19 protein-coding genes and 1 pseudogene are annotated in these 26,847 nt (G+C 63.9%); 8 read left to right on the top strand and 12 right to left on the bottom strand.

Annotated elements, in window-relative coordinates; translation table 11 throughout:
* Nucleotides 1-86: 86 nt before the first annotated feature.
* Together NKI96_RS27310 and NKI96_RS27305 are read right to left on the bottom strand one after the other, a co-directional pair.
* Nucleotides 87-1,037: a hypothetical protein gene (locus NKI96_RS27310; protein ID WP_352807085.1), complete on the bottom strand. Its 951-nt coding sequence runs from the start codon at nucleotides 1,035-1,037 to the stop codon at nucleotides 87-89.
* 7 nt (nucleotides 1,038-1,044) lie between these two features.
* The gene (locus NKI96_RS27305) at nucleotides 1,045-1,608 is read right to left on the bottom strand and encodes a peroxidase-related enzyme (RefSeq protein ID WP_023712042.1); all 564 of its coding nucleotides are present in this window, start codon (nucleotides 1,606-1,608) and stop codon (nucleotides 1,045-1,047) included.
* Nucleotides 1,609-1,738: 130 nt separating this feature from the next.
* Between NKI96_RS27305 and NKI96_RS27300 the strand changes: the two genes are divergently transcribed.
* Nucleotides 1,739-6,529, top strand: a complete 4,791-nt coding sequence (locus tag NKI96_RS27300) for an NAD-glutamate dehydrogenase (RefSeq protein ID WP_352807082.1) — start codon at nucleotides 1,739-1,741, stop codon at nucleotides 6,527-6,529.
* Nucleotides 6,530-6,696: 167 nt separating this feature from the next.
* Nucleotides 6,697-8,172: pseudogene (locus NKI96_RS27295) on the top strand (MFS transporter); the annotation flags it as partial.
* Between the two features lie 44 nt (nucleotides 8,173-8,216).
* On the opposite strand, the gene purH reads toward NKI96_RS27295, so the two are convergent.
* The 3 genes from purH to NKI96_RS27280 all read right to left on the bottom strand — a co-directional run bounded on the left by purH (nucleotide 8,217) and on the right by NKI96_RS27280 (nucleotide 12,735).
* On the bottom strand, nucleotides 8,217-9,833 hold the full coding sequence (gene purH / locus NKI96_RS27290; protein ID WP_352807077.1) for a bifunctional phosphoribosylaminoimidazolecarboxamide formyltransferase/IMP cyclohydrolase: 1,617 nt from the start codon (nucleotides 9,831-9,833) through the stop codon (nucleotides 8,217-8,219).
* A gap of 102 nt (nucleotides 9,834-9,935) precedes the next feature.
* Nucleotides 9,936-11,660: a heparinase II/III family protein gene (locus NKI96_RS27285; RefSeq protein WP_023732954.1), complete on the bottom strand. Its 1,725-nt coding sequence runs from the start codon at nucleotides 11,658-11,660 to the stop codon at nucleotides 9,936-9,938.
* Nucleotides 11,661-11,877: 217 nt separating this feature from the next.
* Complete coding sequence (locus NKI96_RS27280; RefSeq protein WP_373420141.1) at nucleotides 11,878-12,735, bottom strand: helix-turn-helix domain-containing protein; 858 nt, start codon at nucleotides 12,733-12,735, stop codon at nucleotides 11,878-11,880.
* Between the two features lie 77 nt (nucleotides 12,736-12,812).
* On the opposite strand from NKI96_RS27280, the gene NKI96_RS27275 reads away from it, so the two are divergent.
* Nucleotides 12,813-13,751, top strand: a complete 939-nt coding sequence (locus tag NKI96_RS27275; RefSeq protein ID WP_352807074.1) for a phytanoyl-CoA dioxygenase family protein — start codon at nucleotides 12,813-12,815, stop codon at nucleotides 13,749-13,751.
* A gap of 19 nt (nucleotides 13,752-13,770) precedes the next feature.
* Here NKI96_RS27275 and NKI96_RS27270 read toward each other — a convergent pair whose 3' ends face one another.
* Nucleotides 13,771-15,156 carry an RsmB/NOP family class I SAM-dependent RNA methyltransferase gene (locus NKI96_RS27270; protein ID WP_352807071.1) on the bottom strand — a complete coding sequence of 462 codons (1,386 nt, stop codon included), beginning with the start codon at nucleotides 15,154-15,156 and terminating at the stop codon, nucleotides 13,771-13,773.
* Nucleotides 15,147-16,172: a zinc metalloprotease HtpX gene (htpX, locus tag NKI96_RS27265; RefSeq protein ID WP_023726115.1), complete on the bottom strand. Its 1,026-nt coding sequence runs from the start codon at nucleotides 16,170-16,172 to the stop codon at nucleotides 15,147-15,149. The genes NKI96_RS27270 and htpX overlap by 10 nt, the downstream gene beginning before the upstream one ends.
* A 105-nt stretch (nucleotides 16,173-16,277) precedes the next feature.
* Between htpX and NKI96_RS27260 the strand changes: the two genes are divergently transcribed.
* Nucleotides 16,278-16,484 (top strand): DUF1674 domain-containing protein, encoded by a 207-nt coding sequence (locus NKI96_RS27260; protein WP_023688862.1) that lies wholly within the window; start codon nucleotides 16,278-16,280, stop codon nucleotides 16,482-16,484.
* A gap of 133 nt (nucleotides 16,485-16,617) precedes the next feature.
* On the opposite strand, the gene NKI96_RS27255 is transcribed toward NKI96_RS27260, so the two are convergent.
* Nucleotides 16,618-17,283, bottom strand: a complete 666-nt coding sequence (locus tag NKI96_RS27255; RefSeq protein ID WP_023684076.1) for an HAD-IA family hydrolase — start codon at nucleotides 17,281-17,283, stop codon at nucleotides 16,618-16,620.
* A gap of 180 nt (nucleotides 17,284-17,463) precedes the next feature.
* Between NKI96_RS27255 and NKI96_RS27250 the strand changes: the two genes are divergently transcribed.
* Complete coding sequence (locus NKI96_RS27250; protein ID WP_023726116.1) at nucleotides 17,464-18,333, top strand: transglutaminase-like domain-containing protein; 870 nt, start codon at nucleotides 17,464-17,466, stop codon at nucleotides 18,331-18,333.
* Between the two features lie 387 nt (nucleotides 18,334-18,720).
* Complete coding sequence (locus NKI96_RS27245; RefSeq protein WP_023752663.1) at nucleotides 18,721-19,989, top strand: class I SAM-dependent methyltransferase; 1,269 nt, start codon at nucleotides 18,721-18,723, stop codon at nucleotides 19,987-19,989.
* Nucleotides 19,990-20,055: 66 nt separating this feature from the next.
* Here NKI96_RS27245 and NKI96_RS27240 read toward each other — a convergent pair whose 3' ends face one another.
* On the bottom strand, nucleotides 20,056-20,793 hold the full coding sequence (locus NKI96_RS27240) for an MOSC domain-containing protein (protein ID WP_023726118.1): 738 nt from the start codon (nucleotides 20,791-20,793) through the stop codon (nucleotides 20,056-20,058).
* Nucleotides 20,794-20,802: 9 nt separating this feature from the next.
* Nucleotides 20,803-22,758 carry an acetate--CoA ligase gene (acs, locus tag NKI96_RS27235; RefSeq protein WP_023688866.1) on the bottom strand — a complete coding sequence of 652 codons (1,956 nt, stop codon included), beginning with the start codon at nucleotides 22,756-22,758 and terminating at the stop codon, nucleotides 20,803-20,805.
* A 305-nt stretch (nucleotides 22,759-23,063) separates the two neighbouring features.
* Here acs and NKI96_RS27230 point away from each other — a divergent pair, with 305 nt between their 5' ends.
* Nucleotides 23,064-23,336 carry an usg protein gene (locus NKI96_RS27230; RefSeq protein ID WP_023668649.1) on the top strand — a complete coding sequence of 91 codons (273 nt, stop codon included), beginning with the start codon at nucleotides 23,064-23,066 and terminating at the stop codon, nucleotides 23,334-23,336.
* Between the two features lie 182 nt (nucleotides 23,337-23,518).
* Here NKI96_RS27230 and NKI96_RS27225 read toward each other — a convergent pair whose 3' ends face one another.
* Both NKI96_RS27225 and NKI96_RS27220 read right to left on the bottom strand, forming a co-directional pair.
* Nucleotides 23,519-24,553, bottom strand: a complete 1,035-nt coding sequence (locus NKI96_RS27225) for an aldo/keto reductase (protein ID WP_023688867.1) — start codon at nucleotides 24,551-24,553, stop codon at nucleotides 23,519-23,521.
* 43 nt (nucleotides 24,554-24,596) lie between these two features.
* On the bottom strand, nucleotides 24,597-25,778 hold the full coding sequence (locus tag NKI96_RS27220; protein ID WP_286458483.1) for an MFS transporter: 1,182 nt from the start codon (nucleotides 25,776-25,778) through the stop codon (nucleotides 24,597-24,599).
* A gap of 123 nt (nucleotides 25,779-25,901) precedes the next feature.
* Between NKI96_RS27220 and NKI96_RS27215 the strand changes: the two genes are divergently transcribed.
* Complete coding sequence (locus NKI96_RS27215) at nucleotides 25,902-26,810, top strand: LysR family transcriptional regulator (RefSeq protein WP_023700207.1); 909 nt, start codon at nucleotides 25,902-25,904, stop codon at nucleotides 26,808-26,810.
* Nucleotides 26,811-26,847 lie beyond the last annotated feature (37 nt).

The raw sequence follows: 26,847 nt of genomic DNA, 5'->3' as shown, positions 1-26,847 counted from the left end.
CTGAGGTGTCTATGGTCATGAGTTATCTCGTCTATGGCGTGATATCGTTCGTTCGGCCGCATATCGATGGCCGCCGTTACGACTCTCTATTTAGCTGTCGGCGTAACAGTTATGTTCCATATGTCGCCGAACACCTTTGTCCTGTTCTGCCCAATTGCCTCAAGCTTTTCCTCGTACAAAACATGTCTGGTCACGCCGCTATCGATGTCGACCGTGCAGTCAGCTGTGTTTGATTTGTGAACCGCAGCATCGGTACGGACGATCTGCTTCTCCGTTTTACCCGTTTCTGGATTCAGTTTCTCGACCGTGTCGACAAGAACCCCGGAGAGTTTCTCGGCATCCGAGGTCATGTGGAATTTCAACGTTGCCGTCCGCGCAATCTGATCGACGCCAACGAGCAGACTCGAGCGCGAATTGGCGAAGGGGTCACCGGCTTCATTTAGCGTCATGTCGGTCGACGCTGTTTCCCTGCCTATGGGTAAATCGCTGTTCTGGCAGGCCGCTATGATATCAAGTTCCTGTAGGAAGTAAGGAACAGCCGTCTCGGGAGTTAGACCCGCGAAAAACTTACGAATCGTATTTTGAGCTGCTTCGTGATTGGCGTATTTGGGCAGTGCGAACAGCTCCTTCTCGACGACGTCTCGAAAAGCTGGCCAACTCTTCAGGGCAACAGGCGCTCCCCGAATGTCGGTATCGAACTCGATGCGCATTCCGCGAAGCGCCGAGACGGTAGCCCAATTGTAAAGCGGGACTGGCCCGCTGCTAAGTTCTGTAGTGGTCCAGGCAGAGGAATAGCCGCCTTCGCGGCTTTCTATCACTTCATATCGACCGCTGATCCTGCCTCTTTCCGTTGAGGTGACGCCGCGATCGGCAATCGTCTTCGTCCGCTCTATTTCGACAAGCCAGACTTGTCCCGCGGTTGGTTGGTAGGGAAGGGAAATGGATGCGCCGGCGGGGGCGGTTGTCTCACCATGCGTTTCATGGCCTACCAGCAAAACCGATACGATGGCGGCTGCAAAGATAGAAGCTCGAACCACTTAACCCTCACCTCGCCATGGCGTGGTATTCGTCGTTCGGCTGCATGTCGATGGCCGCCGCCACGCGGTTCGACATGTTGAAGAATGCGGCGGTCGAGGCGATGTCCCAGATGTCGCGGTTGGTGAAGCCGGAGTTGCGCAGTGCTTCCCTGTCCGCCTCGACGATCTTTGCCGGCTGTTCCGTCAGCTTGACGGCGAATTCGAGCATCGCCGTCTGTTTCGGTGAAAGATTGGCAGCGCGGAAGTTCATCACCATCATCTCGCCGAGAGCCGGATCGCCGGAGAGCTGGCGCACCGCCGCGCCATGCGCGGTCAGGCAATAATAGCAATGGTTGATCGAGGAGACGACGACCGCGATCATCTCCCGCTCCAGCTTCGACAGGCCGGATTCACTCAGCATCAGATCATTGTAGGTGTCGGTAAAGGCGCGCAGCTTCTTCTCGTCGAAGGCATAGGCAAGAAGCACGTTGGGAACCAGGCCGAGCTTTTCCTCGCATTTGGCGAAATAGGCTTTTGTCGCCTCGCTCAGCTCCGCGATACCGAGGTCAAGTGCGCTGATTTTGCCGGACATGGGTCTCCCTCCTGGTTCACCGCCGCCTGACCGTCGAATTCCTGTAATTCTTATCGAGCCGTCAAACCTTTGTCGCCAAACAGCGGTCATCTGCTACCATAGTCGTAAAAGCATGTGACGGGAGGACAACATGGCGAGCGTGAAATCCGCAGCTAAGCCGAAGAAAACAGCCACTGCCGGGGTGAAACCCGACGGGAAGCCGGCCAGGCTCGCCGACTATCTGCTGGCCCGCGCGCCGGCCGAAGACATTGCCGCCTATGACGCCGCCGACCTGGAGCGCGCCGCCGACCTGGCAGGACGTGCGGTCGCCGCCCACAAGAAGGGCCAAAGTGTCGTCGCCGTCGATGCCGGGTCGGGCGTCTCCCGCGAGGGCCGCCCGATGACGATCATCACCGTCGTCAACGACAACATGCCGTTCCTGTTCGATTCGATCCTCGGCGAGATCACAGAAACTGCCGGCGAACCGACTTTGGTCACCCATCCGGTCATCGTCGTGCGTCACGGCAAGGCCGGCGTCGACGAGATCCTCGGCGACGGCAGCGCCCTCAAGGACGATGGCAATCACGACCGCCTGAGCGTCGTCCATGTCCATATTCCGCGCCTGACGGCGGAGCAGGCCGACGCGCTGGCCGACCGCCTGCGCAAGATGCTCAACCAGGTGCGCGCCGCCGTCAGCGACTGGAAGCCGATGCTCGCCCGTCTCGACCAGGCGATTTCCGAATTCCGCTATTCCGCCGTGCCGCTCGACAAGAAGAGCGTTGCCGAGGCCATCGCCTTCCTTGAATGGCTGCGCGACGACAATTTCACTTTCCTTGGCATGCGCGAGTTCAAATATTCCGGCGGCGCGGAGAGCGGCAATCTGGAGCGCGCTGACAAACCCGGTCTCGGCATCCTCGCCGACCCGGATGTGCTGGTGCTCCGGCGCGGCACCGAGGCGGTGACGACGACGCCCGAAATCCGCGCCTTCCTGCATGGGCCGGAGCCGCTGATCGTCACCAAGGCCAACGCCAAGTCGCTGGTGCACCGCCGCATTTATCTCGATTATATCGGCGTCAAAACCTACACCGCCAAGGGCACGCTTGCCGGCGAGTTGCGCATGGTCGGCCTGTTCACCTCGACTGCCTACACGCGCTCGGTGATGAAAATCCCGTATCTGAGGTCAAAGGCCGAGACCATCATCGCCAAGTCCGGCTTCGACCGGCACGACCATTCCGGCAAGGCGCTGATCAACGTTCTGGAGAGCTATCCGCGCGACGAACTGTTCCAGGTGCCGGTGCCGATCCTGAAGAAGCACGCCTCGGCCATTCTCGGCCTGGTCGAGCGGCCGCGGGTGCGGGCGCTGGTGCGCGCCGACCAGTTCGACCGCTTCGTCTCGATCCTCGTCTTCGTGCCGCGCGACCGCTATGACAGCGTCGTGCGCGAGAAGATCGGCACCTATCTCAAGACCGTCTTCGAGGGCCGTTTGTCGGCTTACTATCCGGCTTTCCCCGAGGGCGGGCTGGCGCGTGTGCATTTCATCATCGGCCGCTCCGGCGGCAAGACGCCGAAGGTCGAGCAGGCTGTGATCGAAGCGGCGATCCGCGACATCGTGCGAACCTGGGACGACGCGCTGGCCGAAGCCGCGGAAGCCGTCGGCGGCGATCCATCGCTGAAGGCGATCGCCGCGCGTCTGCCTGAGAGCTATCGCGATTCCTTCAGCGCGGCCGTCGCGCTGAAGGATGCGGGGCGCATCGCCGGCATCAGCACCGCCAACCCGATCGCCATCGACTATTACCGCCATGCCGAGCAGAAACCGCATCAGGCAGCGCTGAAGATCTACCACCACGGCAGCCCGGTAGCGCTGTCGCGTCGCGTGCCGGTGCTGGAAAACATCGGCTTCCGCGTCATCAGCGAGCGCACCTTCGAAGTTGGCGAGGACGGCGGCGACACCGTCTTCGTCCACGACATGGAACTGGAGAACAGCTACGGCAAGCCGATCGACCTCAGCGATGGCGGCGCGCTGTTCGAGGACGCGTTCCTGTCGGTCTGGCGCGGCGACATCGACAATGACAGCTATAACGGGCTTGCCCAGACCGCCGGCCTGTGGTCGGGCGAAGTCAGCATTCTGCGCGCCTATGGCCGCTACCTGCAGCAAGCCGGTATCCCGCAGAGCCAGGATTTCATCGCGGCCGCGCTCAATCGCTATCCCGACATTGCGCGCGGCCTGCATGCACTGTTCGTCGCTCGTCTCGGCCCGACCGCCGAGACGGAAGGCGTGATCGCCGCCAAGCACCTCAAGGCCAAGATCAAGGACGCGCTGGAGGAAGTCCCTAACATTGATGACGACACGATCATCCGCCGCTATCTCAACCTGATCGAAGCCTCGTTGCGCACCAACCATTTCGTTGCGGGAACGAAGGCGCGGGGCCAGTCGCTGGCGATCAAGCTCGATTCGCAAGCGGTCGAAGGATTGCCAGCGCCGCGGCCGTGGCGCGAGATCTTCGTCTATGGTTCCGAGGTCGAAGGCGTGCATCTGCGCTTCGGCCCGGTTGCGCGCGGCGGCCTGCGCTGGTCGGACCGCGCCCAGGATTACCGCACCGAGGTGCTCGGCCTGGTCAAGGCGCAGCAGGTCAAGAACGCCGTCATCGTGCCGGTCGGCGCCAAGGGCGGCTTCTATCCGAAGAAGCTGCCGATGAGCGCCGGCCGCGACGCCATCTTCGAGGCCGGCACCTCGGCCTACAAGAATTTCGTTTCCAGCCTGCTGTCGATCACCGACAATATCGGCCTCGATGGCGTCATACCCCCAGCCGGCGTCGTCAGGCGCGATCCTGACGATCCCTACTTTGTCGTCGCCGCCGACAAGGGCACGGCAACCTTCTCCGACACCGCCAATGCCATTTCGGAGAAACACGGTTTCTGGCTCGACGATGCCTTCGCCAGCGGCGGCTCGGCCGGTTACGACCACAAGAAGATGGGCATCACCGCCAAAGGCGCCTGGGAAGCGGTCAAGCGGCATTTCCGCGAGATCAACCGCGACATCCAGGCCACCCCCTTCACCGTCGTCGGCGTCGGCGACATGTCGGGCGACGTGTTCGGCAACGGCATGCTGCTGTCGCCGCAGACCAGGCTGATCGCCGCCTTCGACCATCGCGACATCTTCATTGATCCCGATCCAGACAGGGTAGCGTCGATGGCCGAGCGCGAGCGCATGTTCGCGCTGCCGCGTTCGTCCTGGCAGGACTATGACAAGACCAAACTGTCGGAAGGCGGCGTCATCGTCTCGCGCAGCCAGAAGTCGATCACGCTGCCTGCGGCAGCGGCGGCGGCGATTGGCCTCGCCAAGACCACCGCGACACCGGCCGAGATCATGACCGCCATCCTCAAGGCGAACGTCGACCTTCTGTGGTTCGGCGGCATCGGCACGTATTTGCGGGCCTCGGGCGAAACCAATGCCGAAGTCGGCGACCGCGCCAATGACGCCATCCGCATCACCGCGCTCGATGTGCGGGCCAAAGTGATCGGTGAGGGCGCCAATCTCGGCGTCACGCAGCGTGCCCGCATCGAATTCGGCATGAATGGCGGTCGCTGCAACTCCGATGCCATCGACAATTCCGGCGGCGTCAACTGCTCCGACGTCGAGGTCAACATCAAGATCGCGCTGGCGTCCGCCATGCGCAAGGGATCGCTGACCCGGCCGGCGCGCAACAAGCTGCTGGCCGAGATGACCGACGAGGTCGCCGGCCTCGTGCTGTCCAACAATTACGAACAGACGCTGGCGCTTTCCATCGCCCGCAAGCGCGGCCTTGCCGACATCGCGCACCAGAGCCGCTTCATGGCGGCGCTGGAGGCTCGGGGCCTGCTCGACCGCGCTGTCGAGACGCTGCCGTCGCCGGCCGCCCTTGCCGAGCGCGAGGCGCGTGGCGAGCCCCTGACCCGGGCGGAGCTTGGCGTGCTGCTCGCCTATGCCAAGATCGTGCTGTTTTCCGACATCGTCGCCAGCGACGTGCCTGACGACGCGCATTTCGACCGCGACCTGATGGGCTATTTCCCTGACCGGATGGCGAAGAAATATGCGGCCGAGATCCATGGCCACCGGCTGCGCCGCGAAATCATCGCCCGCGTCGTCGCCAACGATCTCGTCAATCGCGGCGGACCGTCCTTCGTCAACAGGCTGCAGGAAGCTAGGGGGCGCAGTGCGGCCGACGTGGTGCGCACCTTCGCCGTGGTGCGCGACGGCTTCGCGTTGCCGGCGCTCTATCGGGAGATCGATGCGCTGGACAGCCACATCGACGGCCAGGCGCAGCTCGATCTCTACCAGTCCGTCAGCCGGCTTATCTTCGTGACCAGCGGCTGGTACCTGAAGAACGATGCCGGCACCGCAGCGCTCGGCCAGCGCATTGCCGAACTGCAAGAGGCGCGCATGGCGCTGGAGCCGAAGCTGCTCTCGCTGCTACCGGCCTTCTCGCGCGAGCGGGTCGAAGAGCGGCGGCACGGCCTCTTCAAGGCCGGCGCCCCGGAAAAGCTCGCCGGGCAGCTGGCAATGGCCGATGTGGCGGGACTGATCCCCGACATCGCACTGACGGCGCGCACGGCCAATGCCGACGTCGTCGCCTCGGCCAAGGCGTTCTTCGCCGTCAGCGATGCCTTCCGCATTCCGCGCGTCGAAGAGGCGGCGCGTTCTATCACGCCGTCGGACTATTACGACCAGCTGGCGCTGTCGCGCGCCACCGACACGATCGGCGCGGCGCGGCGCGGCATCGCGGTGGCGGCTCTCGCCGGCCATGCCGGGACGGCGGATCCTGTGGCGGCCTGGCTGGAAGCCGGCGGCGAGCGCGTGGCGCGCATTCGCGAGCGGCTGCAGGCGCTGACCGAAGGCGGGGATATCACCGTGTCCAGGCTGTCGGTGGCTTCGGGGTTGATGAGCGATCTGACGGGGATGTGAGGCTCGGGACTGTACCCTCCCCCTTGTGGGGAGGGTCGCTGCGAAGCAGCGGGGTGGGGGTGCGGCACCGACCCCCACCCGGACCTTCGGTCCAACGTCCCCACAAGGGGGAGGTAGAGGCGCGGCGCCTTTCTTCGCGTCTCGATGCAGGTAGACAGCGGCGACATCCAGGTGAGGGGCAGCGCGAATCTTTGGCGGTTTGCATGAGCATTCGAAACATGCAGACATGGCGTCCGACAAGCGCGGTGTCCGGGGGAATCATCATGGCGGCGGTAGATGCAGTGCAGCGGGCATCCGGGCGTGGCATCTGGGGGTGGATGTTCTTCGACTGGGCGGCGCAGCCGTTTTTCACCGTCGTCACCACCTTCATCTTCGGCCCTTATTTCGTCTCGCGCATGGCGAGCGATCCGGTCTCAGGCCAGGCGGCCTGGGGCTACGGCATCGCTGTTGCGGGCCTGGTCATTGCCGTTTTGTCGCCCATCCTCGGCTCGATTGCCGACCAGACCGGGCCGCGCAAGCCGTGGATTGCGTTCTTCGCCTCGATCAAGATCATCAGCCTTTGCCTGCTATGGTTCGCCGCTCCCGGCTCGAACCTTTTCCTGGTGGTGCTGTTCTTTTCTCTCGCTTCGGTCGCGGCGGAATTCTCGACCGTGTTCAACGATTCGATGATGCCGCGCCTGGTGCCGAAGAGCGAGATCGGCCACGTCTCCAACATTGCCTGGGGACTTGGTTATCTCGGCGGCATGATCGCGCTGATCTTTGTTGTCGCCTGTCTTGCAGGTTCGCTGGAGACCGGCAAGACGATCATCGGGATCGACCCGCTCTTTGGGCTCGACCCGAAACTCGGCGAGGACGCGCGCGCCACCGGGCCGCTGTCGGCTGGCTGGTATTTCCTGTTCATCCTGCCGATGTTCTTCTTTACGCCGGACGCCATCAAAGGCATTCCGATCGGGCCGGCGGTGCGCGAGGGGCTGTCGGAGCTGAAGTCGACGCTGACTGAAGTGCGCCGGCGCAAAGGCATCTTCCGCTTCCTTATTGCCCGCATGATTTATCAAGACGGCGTCAATGCGCTGCTCGCTTTGGGTGGCACCTTTGCGGCAGCGATGTTCCACTGGTCGATCACCGAGATCGGCATGTTCGGCATCATCCTCAACGTCGTCGCCATCGTCGGCTGCCTGGTTGCCGCATGGCTGGACACCGCGCTTGGCTCCAAGACCATCGTGATGATTTCGCTCGTCCTGCTCAGCATCGCCACCATCGGCATCGTTTCGACCGGGCCAGGCTACACGCTGTTCGGCGCCTGGATGATGCCGGGAGCCGATAGTGGCGGCCTGTTCGGCACGGCGGCGGAAAAGGCCTACATTTTCTATGGCCTGTTGATCGGGCTGGCGTTCGGACCGGTGCAGGCGTCGTCACGCTCCTACATGGCGCGCAGCGTGACCGCAGCCGAATCCGGCCGCTATTTCGGCATCTATGCGCTGGCCGGAAGGGCCACGAGTTTCCTGGCGCCGTTCATGGTGGCGTCGATCACGCTCGCCAGCGGCTCGGCGCGGCTCGGCATGGCGGCCATCGTGCTGTTCCTGGGCGTTGGGATCGCGATATTGAGCTGGACGCCGTACCCGGCGGATCAGCCGGTGGAATAGCGCCGCACTTTTCCTTCTCCCCTTGTGGGAAAAGGCAGAGGCGCTCAATGCCTGAAATGCCTCACGCCGGTAAACACCATGGCAATGCCATGCGCGTCGGCAGCGGCGATAACGTCGTCGTCGCGCATCGAGCCGCCGGGCTGAATCACCGCCGTGGCGCCGGCTTCGATGGCTGAGATCAGCCCGTCGGCGAAAGGGAAGAAAGCGTCGGAGGCGACCACCGAGCCCTTGGTCAACGGCTCCGCGAGGCCAGCTGCTTCCGCCGCGTCGAGGGCCTTGCGGGCGGCGATGCGCGAGGAATCGACGCGGCTCATCTGGCCGGCGCCGATGCCGACGGCAGCGCCGTCTTTTGCATAGACGATGGCGTTCGACTTGACGTGCTTGGCGATGCGGAAAGCGAATTTGAGGTCGGCCATCTCGGCCGCACTCGGTGCGCGCTTGGTCACCACCTTGAGCTCGAGATCGTCGACCACCGCGTTGTCGCGGCCCTGGACGAGCATGCCGCCGGCGACGGATTTCACAGTGATGCCGCCGGCGTGCGGATCGGGCAGACCGCCGGTGACCAGCAGTCGCAAATTCTTTTTGGCGGCGACGATGCGGACAGAGTCCTCCGACGCGTCCGGCGCGATGATCACCTCGGTGAAGGTTTTTACGATCTCCTGCGCGGCTTCGGCATCGAGGATGCGGTTCATGGCAACGATACCGCCAAAGGCCGAAACCGGGTCGCAGGCCAGCGCTCTCGCATAGGCAGCAGCCAGTGAAGCGCCCTCGGCGACGCCGCATGGATTGGCGTGCTTGATGATGGCGACCGCTGCACAGCGGTTCGGATCGAACTCGCCGACCAGCTCGAAGGCGGCATCGGTGTCGTTGATGTTGTTGTAGGACAGCTGCTTGCCCTGCAACTGGCGAGCCGTGGCGACCCCGGGCCGCTTGTCGCCATTGACGTAGAAGCCGGCGCTCTGATGCGGGTTCTCGCCATAGCGCATGACGCTTTCCAGCCTGCCGCCGAAGGCGCGCCAGGTCGGGTGCTCGATCTCAAGCGTTTCGGCGAACCAGCCGGAGATCGCCGCATCGTAGCTGGCGGTGCGGGCAAAGGCCTTGGCCGCCAGCTTCTGGCGGAAATCCAGCGACAGCGAGCCGATGTTCATCTCCAGCGCGTTCAGCACCGAGGCGTAGTCGCCGGGATCGGTGACGATGGCGACATAGGCGTGATTCTTGGCCGAAGCGCGGATCATCGCCGGGCCGCCAATGTCGATGTTCTCGACAACAGCGGCATAGTCGGCGCCGGAGCGGCGGACCTCCTCGAACGGGTAGAGATTGGAGACGAGCAGATCGATCGGCTCGATGCCGTGATCGTGCATCGCCTTGGCGTGTTCGGGATCGTCGCGCACGCCGAGCAGCGCGCCGTGCACCGACGGGTGCAGCGTCTTGACGCGGCCGTCCATGATCTCGGGAAAGCCGGTCAGTTCCGAGACGTCACGCACCGCCAGCCCCGCCTCGGCGATCGCCTTTGCCGTGCCTCCGGTCGACACCAGCTCGACGCCGGCCGCGACCAGCCCTTTGGCGAAGTCGATCAGGCCGGTCTTGTCGAAGACGGAAAGCAGGGCGCGGCGGACCGGAACGAGGTCGGGTGCCGGAATGTTCTTAGCGGCGACGGCCATGGGCTGGCGGCCTTTCAGGGCTGATTGGAGAGCGTTGCCGGGCCGTAGCACATGAGGTCAGGAAATCAAGCCGGAAGCTCGATCAAGCCCCGGCAACGACGCTCAGCTGTTCTCGGGATAGCCGGCGATGCCGGTGCGTGTCAGCTGCCAATGCACCTCGGCGATCTCCGAGGCCTTGAAGGCGAGCACGATCTGGCGGCTGCGGCGCGGGCCGCCAAGGCCGGCGAAATAGATCGATTCCTCGACCTCCGGCACCACTTCGGTGCAGGTGAACACCCAGGTGTCGGCCTGGTCGGCGGTCAGCACCAGGCGGTCATGCTCGTCCTGCAAAAGGTTGATATCAGGGTGGATGTGGAAGCGCACCACGACGAAGTCGCGGCCATTGTTGCGGATCGCCGCACCGCCCGGGCGGAGGAAGCGATCCCTGCCGGCGAGCACATTGCCCTCGCTCGACAGTTTCAGCTCGCGCTCATGCAGGAAGCCAAAGCGCTGCATATAGCCGTCATGGCGGGCGATGAAGCCTTGCGTGCCCTTCTGGTCGATGCGCTTGCAAGGCACATGCTGCGGGCCGCCGAGCAAGGGTGAGCCGAGCAGGTCGTTGACGCGCAGCGAATGGGAAAACCGCGCTGACGAGGTGTCGTTGATGGTGGCGGTCGAATGCGCCGCGGTGGCACGGGCCAGCGGCCGGAACTCGGCGGCGCCATAGGTGTCGATGCCGGCATTGACGATATAATGCTGGCGGCCGGACGAGAGTTCGAAGGCCAGGCACCCGGCATGCGCGGCGTTGGACACATCGACGGCCGGCGACGGGCCGGTATCGGCAATCACCGTAACGCCGCCCATACACAGCCGCTCATAGCCGGAATGCGGCGCGTGCAGCAGCGGCGCGCCGGCGGTGTCGTCGTGGCGCAAGATGGTGGCAATGCGGTCGTGGATGGTCGCGCCCATGCCGTTGAAGCGGGCCAGGCTGCCATCCTGATGGCGGAAGAAACGGAGCGCCGGCAGCATGCGGTCGATGGCGCCCATCAGGGCTGCCGGTGGCGTTTCGGCCTGATTGGCATAGGTCTGACGCAGCGGCAGGAGATCGGCGAGCAGTTCGAGCACCGCCATCGGGTTGCGCGAAATATGGCCGCCATCGGGAAGGATCTGGCGGTCGAGTTCTTCCGCCAGGTTGCGGGTGGCGCCGCGCAGTGCCGAGGCCGGCGCCGGCAGCGACAGCGCGGCGAAGGCAAGCGCGATGCGAGCGCGCAGCCTGTCCTTGCCGTCCGGCATTTCGCGCGCCATCGAGCGGAGATAGCGGATCTGCACGGCGAGCGATTTCAGGAAGGCGCGATAGAACGGAAATTCGGCCCCTTGTAGGACAACCGAGGAGTGTTGCAACCAGGCAATGACTCGCTTGGCGGTGGTGCCGGGCTCCCAGGCTATGCCGGAAATCTGGTTGCCATGCATGGCGATCCAGTCGGAGACAAGCGCGCGTGCATTGGCGGCGGCCAGCTCGGTGCCGGCGGCGCGCATATGGCGCAGCCAACGAAAGCCGTGCAGCGTCTTCACCCAGCCGCGATTGGCGACATCGATCTGGAATGGCGATTTGCCGCCGGTCTCGACGAGGTGTCCCGACAGCGGATAGCGGCCATAGTAGATCTCGAGCGCGATCTGCGGATCGGCGAGCCTGAGGTCGGGCGGTGCAATCAGGACGCGTTCGGGCGTGCGCCCGGAATAGCGCCAGCGATAGACTGGCCCTGCGCGAAGGCGCCGGCGCGTCTTGCGCCAAAACTCCTTAGCGACAAGCGTCCACAGACGTGTCGTGCTGCCGGCAGCCAGTGCCAAAACCCCTCCTCGTCGCCTGGAGATAGAGCATGCTGTCGTCCGAAAACCGCGTCGCAGGTTTCGGCATCATGTTCCGGTACCCCAGCACAAGCTTATATGATTCAAGAACTTATGCGAAGTCGAATTCCGCCGACGTGAAGCGCCTCACGCTGCCGGCCACCGACCCACCCCGAAAAAAGTCAAGCGCTTCGCGAGGTTAAGCCTGGCAATCCGGCACTCACTTGCGGTTGTGGCGAGACCGAAATTCGCTGGGCGAACAGTTTTCGCGGTCGCGAAACAGACGGGAGAAATAGAAGGCGTCGTGGATGCCGACGGCGGCCGCAATGGACTCGATGGGCGAATCGGAGGCGGCCAGCATCTGTTTGGCGCGGTCGAGCCTCGTGCGCAGTTGGAAGGCCTTGGGCGACATGCCGGCTGCCCGCGCAAATCTGCGCCGCAAGGTTGCCGGCGACATCGAGAACTTCGCGGCGAAGGCATCGAGATCGACCGGGTCGCACGCGCAGCGGCGCAATTCGTCGACGATGGGCTGCATGTCGGCGGCATCCTGGAGGCTGGGGTTTCGTTGTCGGTTGTTCCAATCCATTGCCTGGCGGGCAGCACGCACGACGATGCGATGCATCGTGGCGGCGGCTTCTGCCTGGCTCAGCATCGTATCGAGCGACAGCTCACTATGCAGCCTGTCGAACAGCCGCTGCATTTTGCCGAGGTCGCGCAAGGGGACGACAGGGGCGTCCTCGGCGATCAGCCGCAGCCGGGTGAAATCGCGTATCAAGGCGCCGTCGAAGAGCGCCCAGCGTTCGAGCCATCCCGATGCATCCGGCCCGTAGGAATGCATCCTCCCGGGAAGCAGCCAGAACAGGGCCGGCGCTCGGATCGTCTGCATGCCGGCTGTCATGGTTTCAAGCCAGCCTTGACCATCCTCAATCAGCACCACGGCGAATTCCGGCAATTTGCGCGCTTGGATCGCCTGCGTGACGCGATGCCTACCAATCCCTGTAACCGACAGGCCGCCGGCCGCGGCCGGTGCGGATCTGTAGAGCGCGTAAGGGTGATCGTTCATGAGCGAAAAGTCCATGGCTTCGTTCCGTCCATGGGCGAGCGTGCGAACAGTATGGCATTTCCAGCTAAGGATGGAAATCGCAGGTGGCTGAAATGTCAAGCTCAACAGGTGGCACGCAACGACGGATTCCTGTTGCGTCAATCGATCTGAACGCCAACGGCAAGACGTTATCGATGGCGCCGAACCGGTTGGGTCATCTCGTGCCAACCGACGCCGGGGTCGGCATCGATGCCATTCGCGGCCTCCTTGCCGAGCAAGGCTATGTCTGGCTGAAAAGTATGCTGCCGCGCCGCGACGTCATCGATTTTCGCGGCTGGGTGTTTTCATATCTGGCCGACACCGGCTTGCTGCAGCCCGGGTCCGATCCCGCGCTTGGCCTGGCGGCGGCCGCCGGCACGTTCGACCGTCAGCTCGCCGATCGCCGGTTGATGGCGCTGGTTCGCTCCACCGCCTATGAAGGGTTCTGCGCACAGCCCCTGATGGCTCGGCTGATGGATGCGTTCGTCGGCGGGCTGTCCTATTTGCACAAGCGCAAGATCATGCGTTTCACCCAACCGGGCACCACTGTGGCGACGCCGGCGCATTACGACCTCGTCTATCTGCGCGGCGGCACCAGCCGCATCGTCACTGCCTGGATCCCGATCGGCGACGTTCCCGTCGACATGGGCGGCCTGGTCTATCTCGAGGGATCGCACGCCATCGGCCTCGACATGGAGGCCCGGTTCGCCAGGGAAAATGCCGGGCTGAGCCCGCAGGAGCGCATCAGCGCCTACAACAGGAACATGAGCGAGGGCGGCTGGGTGTCGAAGGACCTGCCCGACATGGCGGAGCGGTTCGATACACGCTGGCTGATCGCGGATTTCGAGGCTGGCGATGTCGTCCTCCACTCGCCCTACATGATCCACGCCTCGACGACCAACCAGAGCGCGGAGGGGCGTATCCGGCTCTCCACCGATATCCGCTACCAGAATATCGATGATGAGATCGATGCAAGGTGGGGGAAGCACTGGTCCTTGGACGACATGCTTTAGGCATGTCGTCGCGTCGGAGTCAGGCCAGTCGTCGCATGCGGGCGGCGAAGAAGCCGTCCAGGCCGGAAACCCCTGGCGAACCAAGGTCAAGATCGGCGGGTGTGGTGCGCAGCGTGCCTTGCGGGGTCAGGAAGGCGTCGATGCCGGCGATTTCGCCGGGCTGCAGCGGATCGTCGGCGACGGTCTTGCTGCCGGCCAGAAAGGCGCGATACAGATCCTCGCCTTCGATCGGGTCCAGCGAACAGTTGGAAAAAACAATCCGGCCGCCCGGTTTGACCAAAGTGACGGCGCGGGCGAGCAGCTTTGCTTGCAGATCGGCTAGCTTTTCGACGTCGGCTGCCGTCTTGGTCCATGGCACGTCCGGGTGGCGCCGAACCGTGCCGGTGGAAGAGCAGGGCGCGTCGAGCAGGACGGCGTCGAAAAGCTCCGCCGGCTGGTATTTCAGCAGATCGGCCTGCACGATCTCGGCGGACAGCCCAAGCCGTTCGAGGTTCTGCGTCAGCCGCGCCAGCCGGTTCTTCGAGGTGTCCAAGGCGGTGACTTTGGCGCCGGCAAGGATAAGCTGAGCGGTCTTGCCGCCGGGGGCGGCGCAGAGGTCGGCGACGCGTAATCCTTTGACATCGCCGAACAGCCGCGCCGGAAAACTGGCGGCGGCGTCCTGGACCCACCATGCGCCTTCGCTGAAGCCCGGCAGTTCGGTGACGGAGGCGCTGAGCTTTTCCACTCGCACCGTGCCGGTCGGCAGCACGATGCCGCCGAGCTTTTCGGCCCACAATTCGGGATCGGCCTTGACCGTGAAATCCACCGGCGCCTCAACGCGATGCGCCGCCAGGATCTGTCTGGTCATCTCGGCGCCATAGGCAGCCTTCAGCCGGTCGGAGAACCATTTTGGCGCCTCATCGGTGGCGGCAAGAGCTGCCGGCAGTTCGGTTTCCTTGGCGCGCACCAAAGTGCGCAGCACGCCGTTGACGAGGCCGGAAAAGCGCTGCGTGCGTGGGTCCGACTTGGCGTGGGTCACAGCCAAATCGACGGCGGCGCTGTCGGGGATGTCGAGGAACAGGATCTGCGCCGCCGCAACATGCAGGATTTGCGACAGCGCTGTGGCGTTGGGCGGCAGCGGCTTTTCAAGGCGGCGGGCGAGGAGCCCGGCAATGGTCATGCGGTAGCGCAGCGCGGTCACCAGTATGGCGCGCACCAGGCCGCGGTCGCGCAGGTCGAGCACCTTGTATTGCGGGTGGCCGTTCTCGTGGTCCGTCAGCCCGTCGAGCGGCGTTTTGGCGTCGATAACGGCGGCCAGCAGCCGCGCCGCGGCCTTGCGCGCGGCGAGGCCGGCGACGAATTCGTCCGAGCTGTTTTCGCGATCGCCTGAATGTGCGGGCCGGGATCTGGCGCCGCTCACGACCACGGACCTTTGGGTCCGGTCGGATTGCGGCCCCACGGATTGGCTTTCGGCTTGGCCGGTTTGGTCGGCTGCGTGGGGCGTGCTGCCTTACCCCACGGACCTTGCTCGGCATCGGCCGGCAATTCTTCGATCGGCTCTGGCGTCGGCGCCTGGCGCGGCGCCGGCTGGCGGCCTGCCATGTCGCGCGCCATCGCCTGCAGCGCGGCGATGCGGTTGTCGGTGTTCGGGTGGGTCGAAAACAGGCTGTCCATTCGCTCGCCGTGAAGAGGATTGATGATGAAGAGATGCGCGGTCGCGGGATTGCGTTCGGCATCCGGGTTGCGGATGCGTTCGGCGCCGCGGGCGATCTTGTCAAGCGCTGATGCCAGCCAAAGCGGATTTCCAACGATTTCGGCGCCGCGCCGGTCGGCCTCGTATTCGCGGGTGCGGCTGACCGCCATCTGCACGATCATGGCGGCGAAGGGCGCGACCAGCATCGCCACCAGCACGCCGACAAAGCCGAACGGGTTGTTGTTGTCGCGGCTGCCGCCGAAGAAGAAGGCGAAATTGCCGAGCATCGAGATGGCGCCGGCGAGTGTCGCGACAATGGTCATGGTCAGCGTGTCTCGATGCTGGATGTGGGCCAGCTCATGCGCCATGACTGCCGCCACCTCCTCATGCGACAGGCGCTCCAGCAGCCCGGTCGAGGCCGCGACCGCGGCGTTCTCGGGATTGCGGCCGGTGGCGAAGGCGTTCGGCTGCGGATTGTCGATCAGATAGGTCTTGGGCATCGGCAGGCCGGCCTGCTTGGCCAACGCCTCGACGATGGCGTGGAATTCGGGCGCGTTCCTGGCATCGACCTCGACGGCGTGGTTCATCGACAGCACCATCTTGTCGGCATTCCAGTAGCTGAACAGATTGGTGCCCGCGGCGACCAGGAAGGCGATCATCATGCCGCCGGTGCCGCCGATCAGAAAACCGACGCCCATGAACAGCGCCGTCATCGCGGCCAGAAGCATGGTGGTGCGTAGCGTGCTCATCATCTGCTCCCTGTGCGGCCGTGGCAAAAAAAGGTCGATCGGGGTGAACTCATGGCTATATGATGGGAAACGCCGCCCTTGGTTTCAATCCGCCCGGACTATCGCATGACCGACCAACCCAGCAAAGCTGATGCCGACCGGGAGAAGGACCTGACGCCGGCGGCCAGCCGAGCGCTGGCTGAAGCCGAGGCGCGCCGTGAAGCGTATCGCCAGAAGGAAGCTGCGTTGCCGAAGGAAATCGGCGGCCGCGGCGGCAAGGAACCCGGCCGCTACGGCGACTGGGAAGTGAAGGGACTGGCTAGCGATTTCTAGGGGTTCAGGAACGGAAGAACTGGGGAACTGGTGAACTGAAGCGTTGAAGAAAAAGGCGCACAGCCGTTCTCCAGTTCTCCAGTTCTCCAGTTCTCCAGTTCTCCAGTTCTCCAGTTCTCCAGTTCTCCAGTTCTCAGGCCGCGCTGCGCTGTGCCCCCAGCGTCATCCAGCCGCTGTCATCGATGGCGATGGAGACGGTTTCATAGCCACCAATCGAGTTGTGCTGAGTCGTCATTGGATGTTGGTGAGTGGCGCTGATCACCATCACCGACGCTCCCGCTGCTTCCGCGGCGGCGATGCCGGCCGGCGCATCCTCGAAGACCAGGCAATCGCCGATGTCGACGCCGAGCCGTTTTGCCGCCAGCAGGAAACAGTCTGGCGCCGGTTTGCCGTGAGACACATCCTCGGCCGCGACCACCAAGGCGGGAACCGGGATGCCGGCGGCCCGCATGCGCAGCAGCGCCAACGGGCGCGGCGCCGAGGTGACGATCGCCCAGCGCTCTGGCGGCAAAGCGTTGAGGAACGGCACGGCGCCGGCGATCGGCAGCACGCCTTCGACATCGTCCGACTCGGCCTGCAACAGCACAAACGCCTCATGAACAGGGTCGACGCCGGGAAGCGCCAGCCTGGTGATGGTCTCGACCGCCCGCACGCCATGGATCGTCGGCAGGAAGGCTTCGACGTCGAGACCGTGCTTAAGCGCCCACGCCGCCCAGACGCGCTCGGCCGAGGCGATCGAATTGAGCACCGTACCATCCATATCGAACAGGAACGCGGCGAATTTTCTGCCTGCAAACATCAGATTTTCCACGGGGTTAGGGATCGTTTCGGGAGGGTCAAAACATGTCGTGCGACCGTAACGTCGCCACGCCTGCCTGGGAAGCCGCGGGAGAGCCTTTTCGATAGTTCCAGGGAACCATGGTCCCGCCTCTGGCGTTTTGAGCATACTGTTTTCCACGGGATCGAAGGGGCAATCATTGTGCTGATCCGGCTCGGCTACGAAATCGCCATTGAATGCGTCGGCGCCACGCCGGTCATCTCGCTGCTTGATATCCACAGGGATCGTCAGGCCGACATCAAACGGCAGACGCGCGTGCTGACGTCGCCTTCAGTGCCGAGCAAGGTCTATCACGATCTGTTCGGCAATACCTGCCGCCGCTTCACCGTACCCGCCGGCAGTTTCCGCATTCTCTATGACGCAGCCGTCGAGGACAGCGGCGAGCCTGACGCGGTCAACACGCTGGCCAGGGAAGTGCCGGTGGCGGAACTGCCGGACGATGTGCTCGGCTACCTCCTCGGCAGCCGCTATTGCGAGACCGATCATCTGAGCAGTCTGGCCTGGCAGCTTTTCGGCCATGTACCCTCCGGCTGGGCGCGGGTGCAGGCGATCGTCGACTATGTCCACAACCGGCTGTCCTTCGGCTATGGCTATGCGCGGTCGACGCGCACCGCAGCCCAAGCGCATGAGGAGCAGGTTGGTGTATGCCGCGACTTCGCCCATCTGGCGATCACGCTCTGCCGCTGCATGAACATCCCGGCCCGCTATGTGAACGGTTATCTCGGCGACATCGGCGTACCGGCCGACCCGGCGCCGATGGACTTTTCGGCCTGGATGGAAGTGTTCCTCGACGGCAAATGGTACACGTTCGACCCCCGTCATAATCGTCCGAGGATAGGCCGCGTCGTCATCGCGCGCGGTCGTGATGCCACGGATGTGCCGCTGCTGCACAGCTTCGGCCCACACCAACTCTCGCTGTTCAAGGTCTGGACCTATGAGCAGGAGGGCAAGCTGTTCAATCCGCCCTATCACGGCGTCGACAAGACGGTCAGCGCGCGGATGCTGGCGTGACCGGATTCTGATCCGCTTCGACACACAATCCGGAAATGGAAAAGGCCGCCGCTTCTTGACGAAGCCGGCGGCCTTCCGTGTTTCCGTCCGTGGCGCGGCCAATGGCGGCGACCGAGGTCACCCGCCGCGCTTATCGCGCCTTAACGGGAAGACTGCTTCCCGAAAGTGCAATCCGCTGAGGCCACGTTCTGGAAAACGAAATCACTCGACATCGGATCACCTCCTTTCGATTTGTTGAACACGTACAGATGATGGGGTGCGTTGCAGCAAAAAACAAGATGCCGGTTTGAAATAGCTGGCGAGCCGCCTTTTGCGCCGGGTTGCGAAGAGCCGCGCGGGCGGGCAAAATCCATGCAAGGTGGATTGTCAGGACTCGGGAGGATGGCCATGGAGGCAGCCGAGAAGGCCGCGCGCATCGTGCGAACGGTGATCGAAACGCTGAAGCCGGGTTTTGCGGTCAAGCTGTGGACCGGCGAGCGGATCGGTCCCGCCACCGGGCCCGTGCTCACCATCAACGACCAGGACATCGTCTGGCAGGTGGTGAAGCGGCCATCGTTGTCGACGCTGATCGAGATGTGGATTTCCAAGACGATAGACATCGAAGACGGGACGATTTTCGATTTTTATGCACTGCCGTCGCAAGGCAAGCTCAGGACCAAGCTCAAGTCGCTGCCGAAGCTGGCGATCCTGCGCGACTTGCCGGCGGTGCTCCTGTCACGCAAGCAGATGAGTGCACGCACCGATCTGTCGGGTCGCAACCCCTATGTCAGCGGGTCGAGCCAGGAGGCGATCCAGCATCACTACGACATTTCGAATGCCTTTTACCGGCTCTTCCTCGACGAGCGCATGGTCTACAGCTGCGGCTACTTCAAGGATTTCGCCGATGGCATCGACCAGGCGCAGGCCGACAAGCTCGACCATATCTGCCGCAAGCTCAGGCTGAAATCGGGCGAAAAGCTGCTCGACATCGGCTGCGGCTGGGGCGCCATGCTGATCCATGCGGCCAAAAATTACGGCGTCGTCGGCCATGGCGTGTCGCTGTCGCAGGCGCAGACCGATCTCGCCCGCGAGCGCATCCGCGCCGAAGGGCTGCAGGACCGCATCACCATCGAGATCAAATCCTATGCGGAACTCAAAGGCTCCTTCGACAAGATATCCTCGATCGGCATGTTCGAGCATCTCGGCCTCGCCAACCACGCCAGCTATTTCAAGACCATCCATCGCTTGCTGAAGCCCGGCGGCATCTATCTGCACCACGCCATCACCAGGCGAAGCAAGGGCGACTTGAAGAAAACCTTGCGCAAGGGGCCGGAGTTCAAGGCGCTGCTCAAATACATTTTCCCCGGCGGGGAACTCGACACGATCGGCATGACGCTGGGCAATCTGGAGGCGCATGGCTTCCTGGTCTACGACGTCGAGAATCTGCGCGAGCACTATGCGCGCACCTGCCGGCTGTGGGCCCAGCGGCTACAGGCTCGCTTCGACGAGGCGGTCGCCGAAGTCGGCGAGGCCAAGGCACGGCTGTGGCTGCTTTATCTCACCGGCTGCTCGATCACCTTCGAGCGCGCCTCGGCGCAGATTTTTCAGACCGTCGTCACCAAACGCGCACGCGGCCCGAGCGGGCTGCCGCCGACACGGGCGGATCTGTATCGGTAGGGATAGGATTCGGGGCCGAACCCCACGCTTTCCAAGGTCTGCGATTCGCTGCCTCGCGGTAGAGGCCTACACGAACCGCATCGGCGCGCCGATCTCGACACGGGCAGGCCTGTCCACAGTGCAATAGACGCCGAGATTATGGGCGTTGTGGCGGACCAGATTGCGCAGGATGCCGGGATCGTGGTCAAAGCCGTCCTGGCTGATGATGGTGAAGCCGCAGCGGCGGCACGGCTCCGAGACGGTCACCAGCAGGTCGCCGATGGCAAGCTTGCGGCCAATCCACTCGGTCTCGGGAAACGAGCCTTCGACCGCCGCCATGTCGACGACGATGTTGGGGCGGAAGCGGCGCGGATCGGGAATGCCTTCGGGGTGCAGCGCCTTTAGCCGCGCCAGCGATGCGGTGGTCAAGAGATGGATCGGCGCTTTGCGGTAGCGCGCCGCGGTGAGCGGGCCGGTGTAGCCGGGGGCGTTGTCCTGGCTGAACGGCCGGATCGAGGCGGCGAAGCCGAGATAGGTCGAGACGGCGCTGTCGCATTCAGCGCCCGGCGCTACCAGCCAGTCGCCGTCGGGAACGGCGATCTCCAGCTTGCGGTCCTTGCTCAGCCGGGTGCGGATGCGCGGCACCTTGTGCCACTTGGCGTCGCGGTCGGGCCGCGCGATCTCATTATCCGAGACATCGACAAGGCCGAACAGCCGGTCGCCGTCGATGGTTTCAAGGCCGACCGAAATGGCGTCCTGGCGTTCGCCGGCAAGCGAACTAGCGGGGTAACGCCAGAGCTCCGTGACTGCGCCCAGTGCAGCCATCAAGTCCCCTCAGCCCTTCTTGTTCTGGCGGTTGGCGATCAGATCATCGACCACGGCCGGATCGGCCAGTGTCGAGGTATCGCCGAGCGCGGAAAAATCGTCCTCGGCGATCTTGCGCAGGATACGGCGCATGATCTTGCCGGAGCGGGTTTTCGGCAGTCCGGGCGCGAATTGCAGCTTGTCGGGCGAGGCGATGGCGCCGATCTCCTTGCGGACATGGGCCACGAGCTCCTTGCGCAGTTCCTCGCTCGGCTCCACGCCTTTCATCAAGGTAACGTAGCTGTAGATGCCCTGGCCCTTGATGTCGTGGGGATAGCCGACGACAGCTGCTTCCGACACCTTCTCATGGCTGACGAGCGCCGATTCGACCTCGGCCGTTCCCATGCGGTGGCCGGAAACGTTGATGACGTCGTCGACGCGGCCGGTGATCCAGTAATAGCCGTCGGCGTCGCGGCGACAGCCGTCACCGGTGAAGTATTTGCCCTTGTAGGTGGAGAAATAGGTCTGCACGAAGCGGTCATGATCGCCATAGACCGTGCGCATCTGGCCGGGCCAGGAATCGGCGATGCAGAGATTGCCGTCGGCCGCCCCTTCCAGCACCCTACCTTCGCCGTCGACCAGCTGCGGCCTGATGCCGAAGAAGGGCCGCGTCGCCGAACCAGCCTTGAGGTCGGTGGCGCCGGGCAGCGGCGTGATCAGGATGCCGCCGGTCTCGGTCTGCCACCAGGTGTCGACGATCGGCACCTTGCCGTTGCCGACGATGTTGAAATACCACTCCCAGGCTTCCGGATTGATCGGTTCGCCGACCGAGCCCAGCACGCGCAGCGACTTGCGCGAGGTCTTCTTCACCGGTTCGTCGCCGGCGCCCATCAGCGCGCGCAGCGCCGTCGGCGCGGTGTAGAAGATGTTGACCTTGTGCTTGTCGATGACTTCCCAGAAGCGCGACTGCGAGGGGTAGTTCGGCACGCCCTCGAACATCAGCGTGGTGGCGCCGTTGGCGAGCGGGCCATAGACGATATAGCTGTGGCCGGTGACCCAACCGACATCGGCGGTGCACCAGTAGATATCGCCATCATGGTAGTCGAAGACATATTGGTGGGTCATCGCGACATAGACGAGATAGCCGGCGGTGGTGTGCAGCACTCCCTTCGGCTTGCCGGTCGAGCCTGAGGTATAGAGGATGAACAGCGGATCCTCGGCCTTCATCTTCTCCGGCTTGCAGTCGCCTTTCACCGTGGCGATCTCGTCATGGTACCAGATGTCGCGTCCCTGGACCCAGCCGGTCTTGCCGCCGGTGCGACGAACGACGACCACCTTATCGACCTTGGTGCCGGCCTTGGCGGCGATTTCGATCGCTCTGTCGGTGTTTTCCTTCAGCGGGATCGGCTTGCCGCCGCGCAGGCCTTCGTCGGCGGTGATGACGAAGGTCGACTTGCAGTCATCGATGCGGCCGGCCAGCGCGTCCGGTGAAAAGCCGCCGAAGACGATCGAGTGGATGGCGCCGATGCGGGTGCAAGCCAGCATCGCGTAGGCCGCTTCCGGGATCATCGGCATGTAGATGGTGACGCGGTCGCCCTTCCTGACGCCGTGCTTCTTCATCACATTGGCGAGCCGGCAGACATGCTCGTAGAGCTCGTTATAGGTGATCTTCTTGTCGTCGTAGGGATTGTCGCCTTCCCAGATGATGGCTGTCTGGTTGCCGCGCTTCTTCAAATGGCGGTCGATGCAGTTGTAGGAGACGTTGGTTTCGCCGTCCTCGAACCATTTGATCGAGACCTTGCCCTCGAAGGAGGTGTTCTTGACCTTGCTGAACGGCTTGAACCAGTCGATGCGCTTGCCGTGCTTGCCCCAGAACTTGTCCGGATTCTTCACGCTGTCGGCATACCATTTGAGGTAGGTGTCGTTGTCGATCAGCGCATTCTTCTTCCACGCCGGCTGGACGCGGTGGATCTTCACCTCGGACATGTCTTCACTTTCCTCCCAAACCACCCCGCCGGCTTGACCACAGCCAGGATCACGGCGACGCAGCCGCGAATTCGGCGGCATTATTAACAGTTCCGCGCTGACGGCAACATTAGACGTTGGATTCGCGTGGCGCGATGCCGCAGCTCCCGTTTCGGTTGTATCAGCACTCGGCAGCGGTCGCTGCTAACTGCATGTTTTCGTGCATAAAACCCGACTGGGATCAGGAAAATCATAGACAGTTAAGGAACGGCGCGCACAATTCGGTGTTGGGAGGAATGGAGAATCAACTAGGCCAAGGGGCTGTCATGCGCGATCATTCCGAAATGGACCTGATGCTCAAGGGGTATGGCCTGACCACGGCCAAGATTCTGTACCATTTTCCCGACCACCCGCATCTGCTGCAGAGCTTCATCTGGCAGGATTACGATCTGGCGCCGAAGTTTCCGGTGCTGATCAAGTTCATCGAGTTCTGGAAGGCCAGGCTCGACGGGCCGCTGCATTCGATCAGCTACACGCACCAGAAGCTGATCGCGCCGAACGAATGGCGGAAGGTGGATGGGGAGTTCGTGCTGCACTGAGCGGCGCGCTTGATCTCCCCCCTTGAGGGGGAGATGGCCGCAAAGCGGCCAGAGGGGGTCGGTTCGACCGGACGCGACCCTCCTGCGGCAGATGGGGGCTAGCGCTCCACGCGCGGCGACCCCCTCTGTCGCCTTCGGCGACATCTCCCCCTCGAGGGGGGAGATTTGGCAGCGTCGTGCGATCACACCGCAGGCGGGTTCAGTCGGGCGAAACCTTCCTGGCGGCGATAAGGGAAGTACGGGTAGGGCGCGGTCACTTCGCTTGCGGCGTCGAGCTTTTTGACCTGCTCCGGCGTCAATGCCCAGCCGACGGCGCCGAGGTTCTGGCGCAGCTGTTCCTCGTTGCGGGCGCCGATGATGACCGAGGACACGGTCGGGCGCCGCAACAGCCAGTTGATGGCGATCTGCGGCACGGTCTTGCCGGTCTCTTCAGCCATCGCATCAAGCGCATCCATGACCCGGTAGAGATGTTGGTCCGCGACCGGCGGGCCGAAATCGGCGGTGTCGTGCAGCCGGCTCTTTTCCGGCAGGGGCTGGCCGCGGCGGATCTTGCCGGTCAGGCGGCCCCAGCCGAGCGGGCTCCACACCAGCGCGCCGATGCCCTGGTCGATACCGAGCGGCATCAGCTCCCATTCATAGTCGCGACCGACCAGCGAGTAGTAGACCTGATGCGCGGCGTAGCGCGGATAAGCATGCTTGTCAGCTTCCGCCAGCGATTTCATCACCTGCCAGCCGGAGAAGTTGGAGACGCCGACATAGCGCAGCTTGCCGGCGCGCACGAGGTCGTCCAGCGTCGACAACACCTCCTCGATCGGCGTGCCGGCATCGAAGGCGTGCAGCTGCAACAGGTCGATGTAATCGGTGCCCATGCGCTTCAGGGCGGCGTCGACGGCTTTGATCAGCCGCGAGCGCGACGAGCCGTAGTCGGCCGGTCTGTCGCCCATCGGCAGCGAAGTCTTGGTCGAGATCAGCACCGCGTCGCGGCGGCCTTTGATGGCTTCGCCAAGCACTTCCTCGGAGGCGCCGTTCGAATAGACATCGGCGGTGTCGAACAGATTGACGCCGGCCTCGAGGCAGATGTCGATCAGCCGCCGCGCTTCCTTGGCATCGCTGTTGCCCCAGGCCCCGAACAGCGGCCCGGAGCCGCCGAAAGTGCCGGCGCCGAAAGAGAGTGCGGGCACTTTCAGGCCCGATGCGCCGAGACGTCGATAATCCATTTTATGCTCCTTGATGATGTCGAAGAAGGATTGCGCGTGATGCTCATGACTGGGCGCAGACCGGCACCCCGATTGTGGGGGCGCGATCGAGGCGCAGCGCCAGGGCAGCGACGCCAAGAGCCGCGACCGGCAGCAAAGCGGCGATCCAGGTTAGTGAGCCGAGGCCGAGGTCATGGGCAATCACCGCGCCGCCAAGCCAAGCGCCGGCGGCATTGCCGAGGTTGAAGGCGGCGATGTTGAAGGACGAGGCGAGGCTCTGGCCCGCGCCTTGCGCCTTTTCCAGCACCCACATCTGCAGCGGCGCCACGGTGGCGAAGGCGGCGGCACCAAGCAGGCCGACATAGATGACGGCCAGGATTTGGCTGTGGACGGCGAAGGTCATTGTGGCCAGCACCAACGCCAGCACCACGAGGCTGCCGAGCACCGCCGGCACCAGCCAGCGGTCGGCGACCTTGCCGCCAAGCAGATTGCCGGCGATAAGACCGCCACCGAAGACGAGCAGGATCGGCGACACGGCGGCTTCCCCAAAACCGGTGATCTCGGTGAGCAGCGGGGCGATGTAGGTGAAGACGGCGAAGACGCCGGCATAGCCGAGCACGGTGGTGGCGAGGCCGAGCAGCACCGGCGTGCGGCGCAGCACTGCGAGGTCGGCGCGCAGATTGGTCTTCTCGGGCGCTTCCTTGCTGCGCGGCACCAGAAGCAGGATGACGGCAAAGGCTGCCAAGCCGACCAGGGTTACGGCCCAGAAGGTGGCGCGCCAGCCGAAGGTCTGGCCGAGCCAAGTGCCGAAGGGCACGCCGAGGATGTTGGCGATAGTCAGGCCGGTGAACATCAGCGCGATCGCCGAGGCTTTCTTGTTGGGCGCGACCAGGCCGGTGGCGACCACCGAGCCGACGCCAAAGAAAGTGCCATGGGCAAAGGCGGTGATGATGCGGGCGCCCATCAGCGTCCAGTAGTCGGGGGCGATCGCACAGGCGAGGTTGCCGAGCGTGAAGATCGCCATAAGGGCCAGAAGGACGGTCTTGCGGGGCCAGTTGCCGGTGGCGATGGTCAAAAGCGGCGCGCCGATGACGACGCCCAACGCGTAGCCCGAAATCAACTGGCCGGCGGCCGAGATCGAGACTCCGAGATCTTTGCTGACATCGATCAGCAGCCCCATGATGACGAATTCGGTGACACCGATGCCGAAGGCGCCGGCAGCGAGGGCGTAGAGAGCAAGAGGCATGGCGGTTTCCAGTTCGAACTCGATGAACGCGACCAGACCCGCGCCCCGACCGCAGAGATCGTGTTGCCATGCCTTGTGAACCAGACTTGCCTTGGGCATATTTCCTGTGAAATAGATTCACAAATGGCCAGACCCGATATCAACCGTTCCGGCGAGATCGAAGTGTTCGTCCGCGTCGTCGAGGCGGGCAGTTTCTCGGCTGCGGCTCGTTCGCTGCGTATGACACCGTCGGCGGTGAGCAAGCTGATCGCGCGACTGGAGGCAAGGCTCGGCGCGCGGCTGGTCACGCGCTCGACGCGCAAGCTGCAGCTGACGCCGGAAGGGACGGCGTTCTATGACAGCGGGGTGCGCATCCTGGCCGATATGGCGGCGGCCGAGCGCGAGGCGGCCGTGGGTGCCGCGCCGCGCGGACGGCTGCGCGTCAACTCCTATGTGCCCTTCGGGGTGCATCGGCTGATCCCGCTGCTGCCTGATTTCCTCGAACGCTACCCCGGGATTTCGGTCGATCTGGTGCTGACCGACAGCGTCATCGATTTGATGGCTGAGCGTGCCGACGTCGCCATCCGCGCCGGGCCGCTCGGCGAGTCGCGGCTGGTGGCGCGCAAGCTCGGGCAAAGCCGGATGACAGTCGTTGCCGCACCGTCCTATCTCAAGACGCATGGCACGCCGCTGGTTCCAGCAGATCTCGACCGGCACAATCGCATGGCTTTCGGCTTTGTCCGGCATGTCGATGGCTGGTCGTTTGTCGATGCAACCGGGAACGCCGTCATGGTGCCGATCACCGGAAACACGCTGGTCGGCGATGGCGAGTCGATGCGGTTGATGGCGGTCGGCGGCGCCGGCATCGCCCGGCTGGCACACTGGCATGTGGCCGATGACATCGCGGCGGGGCGGCTGACGGCGCTGCTGGAGGATTTCAATCCGGGCGACGAGGAGCCTACCCACGCCGTCTATGTCGGCCAGGGCCGGCATTTGCCCGCACGGGTGCGGGCGTTTCTCGACTTTCTGGTCGAGAGCGTGCGGATGAGCTGAAAAGACGTTGGGGAGCCAGATGACCCCCCAAGCATCA

The organism is Mesorhizobium sp. M0292 (genome assembly GCF_040321695.1).
In the GTDB taxonomy this organism is placed as follows: Bacteria; Pseudomonadota; Alphaproteobacteria; order Rhizobiales; family Rhizobiaceae; genus Mesorhizobium.
Note: the sequence above shows the minus strand (reverse complement) of the source record. Positions and strands in the feature narration are given on the sequence as shown.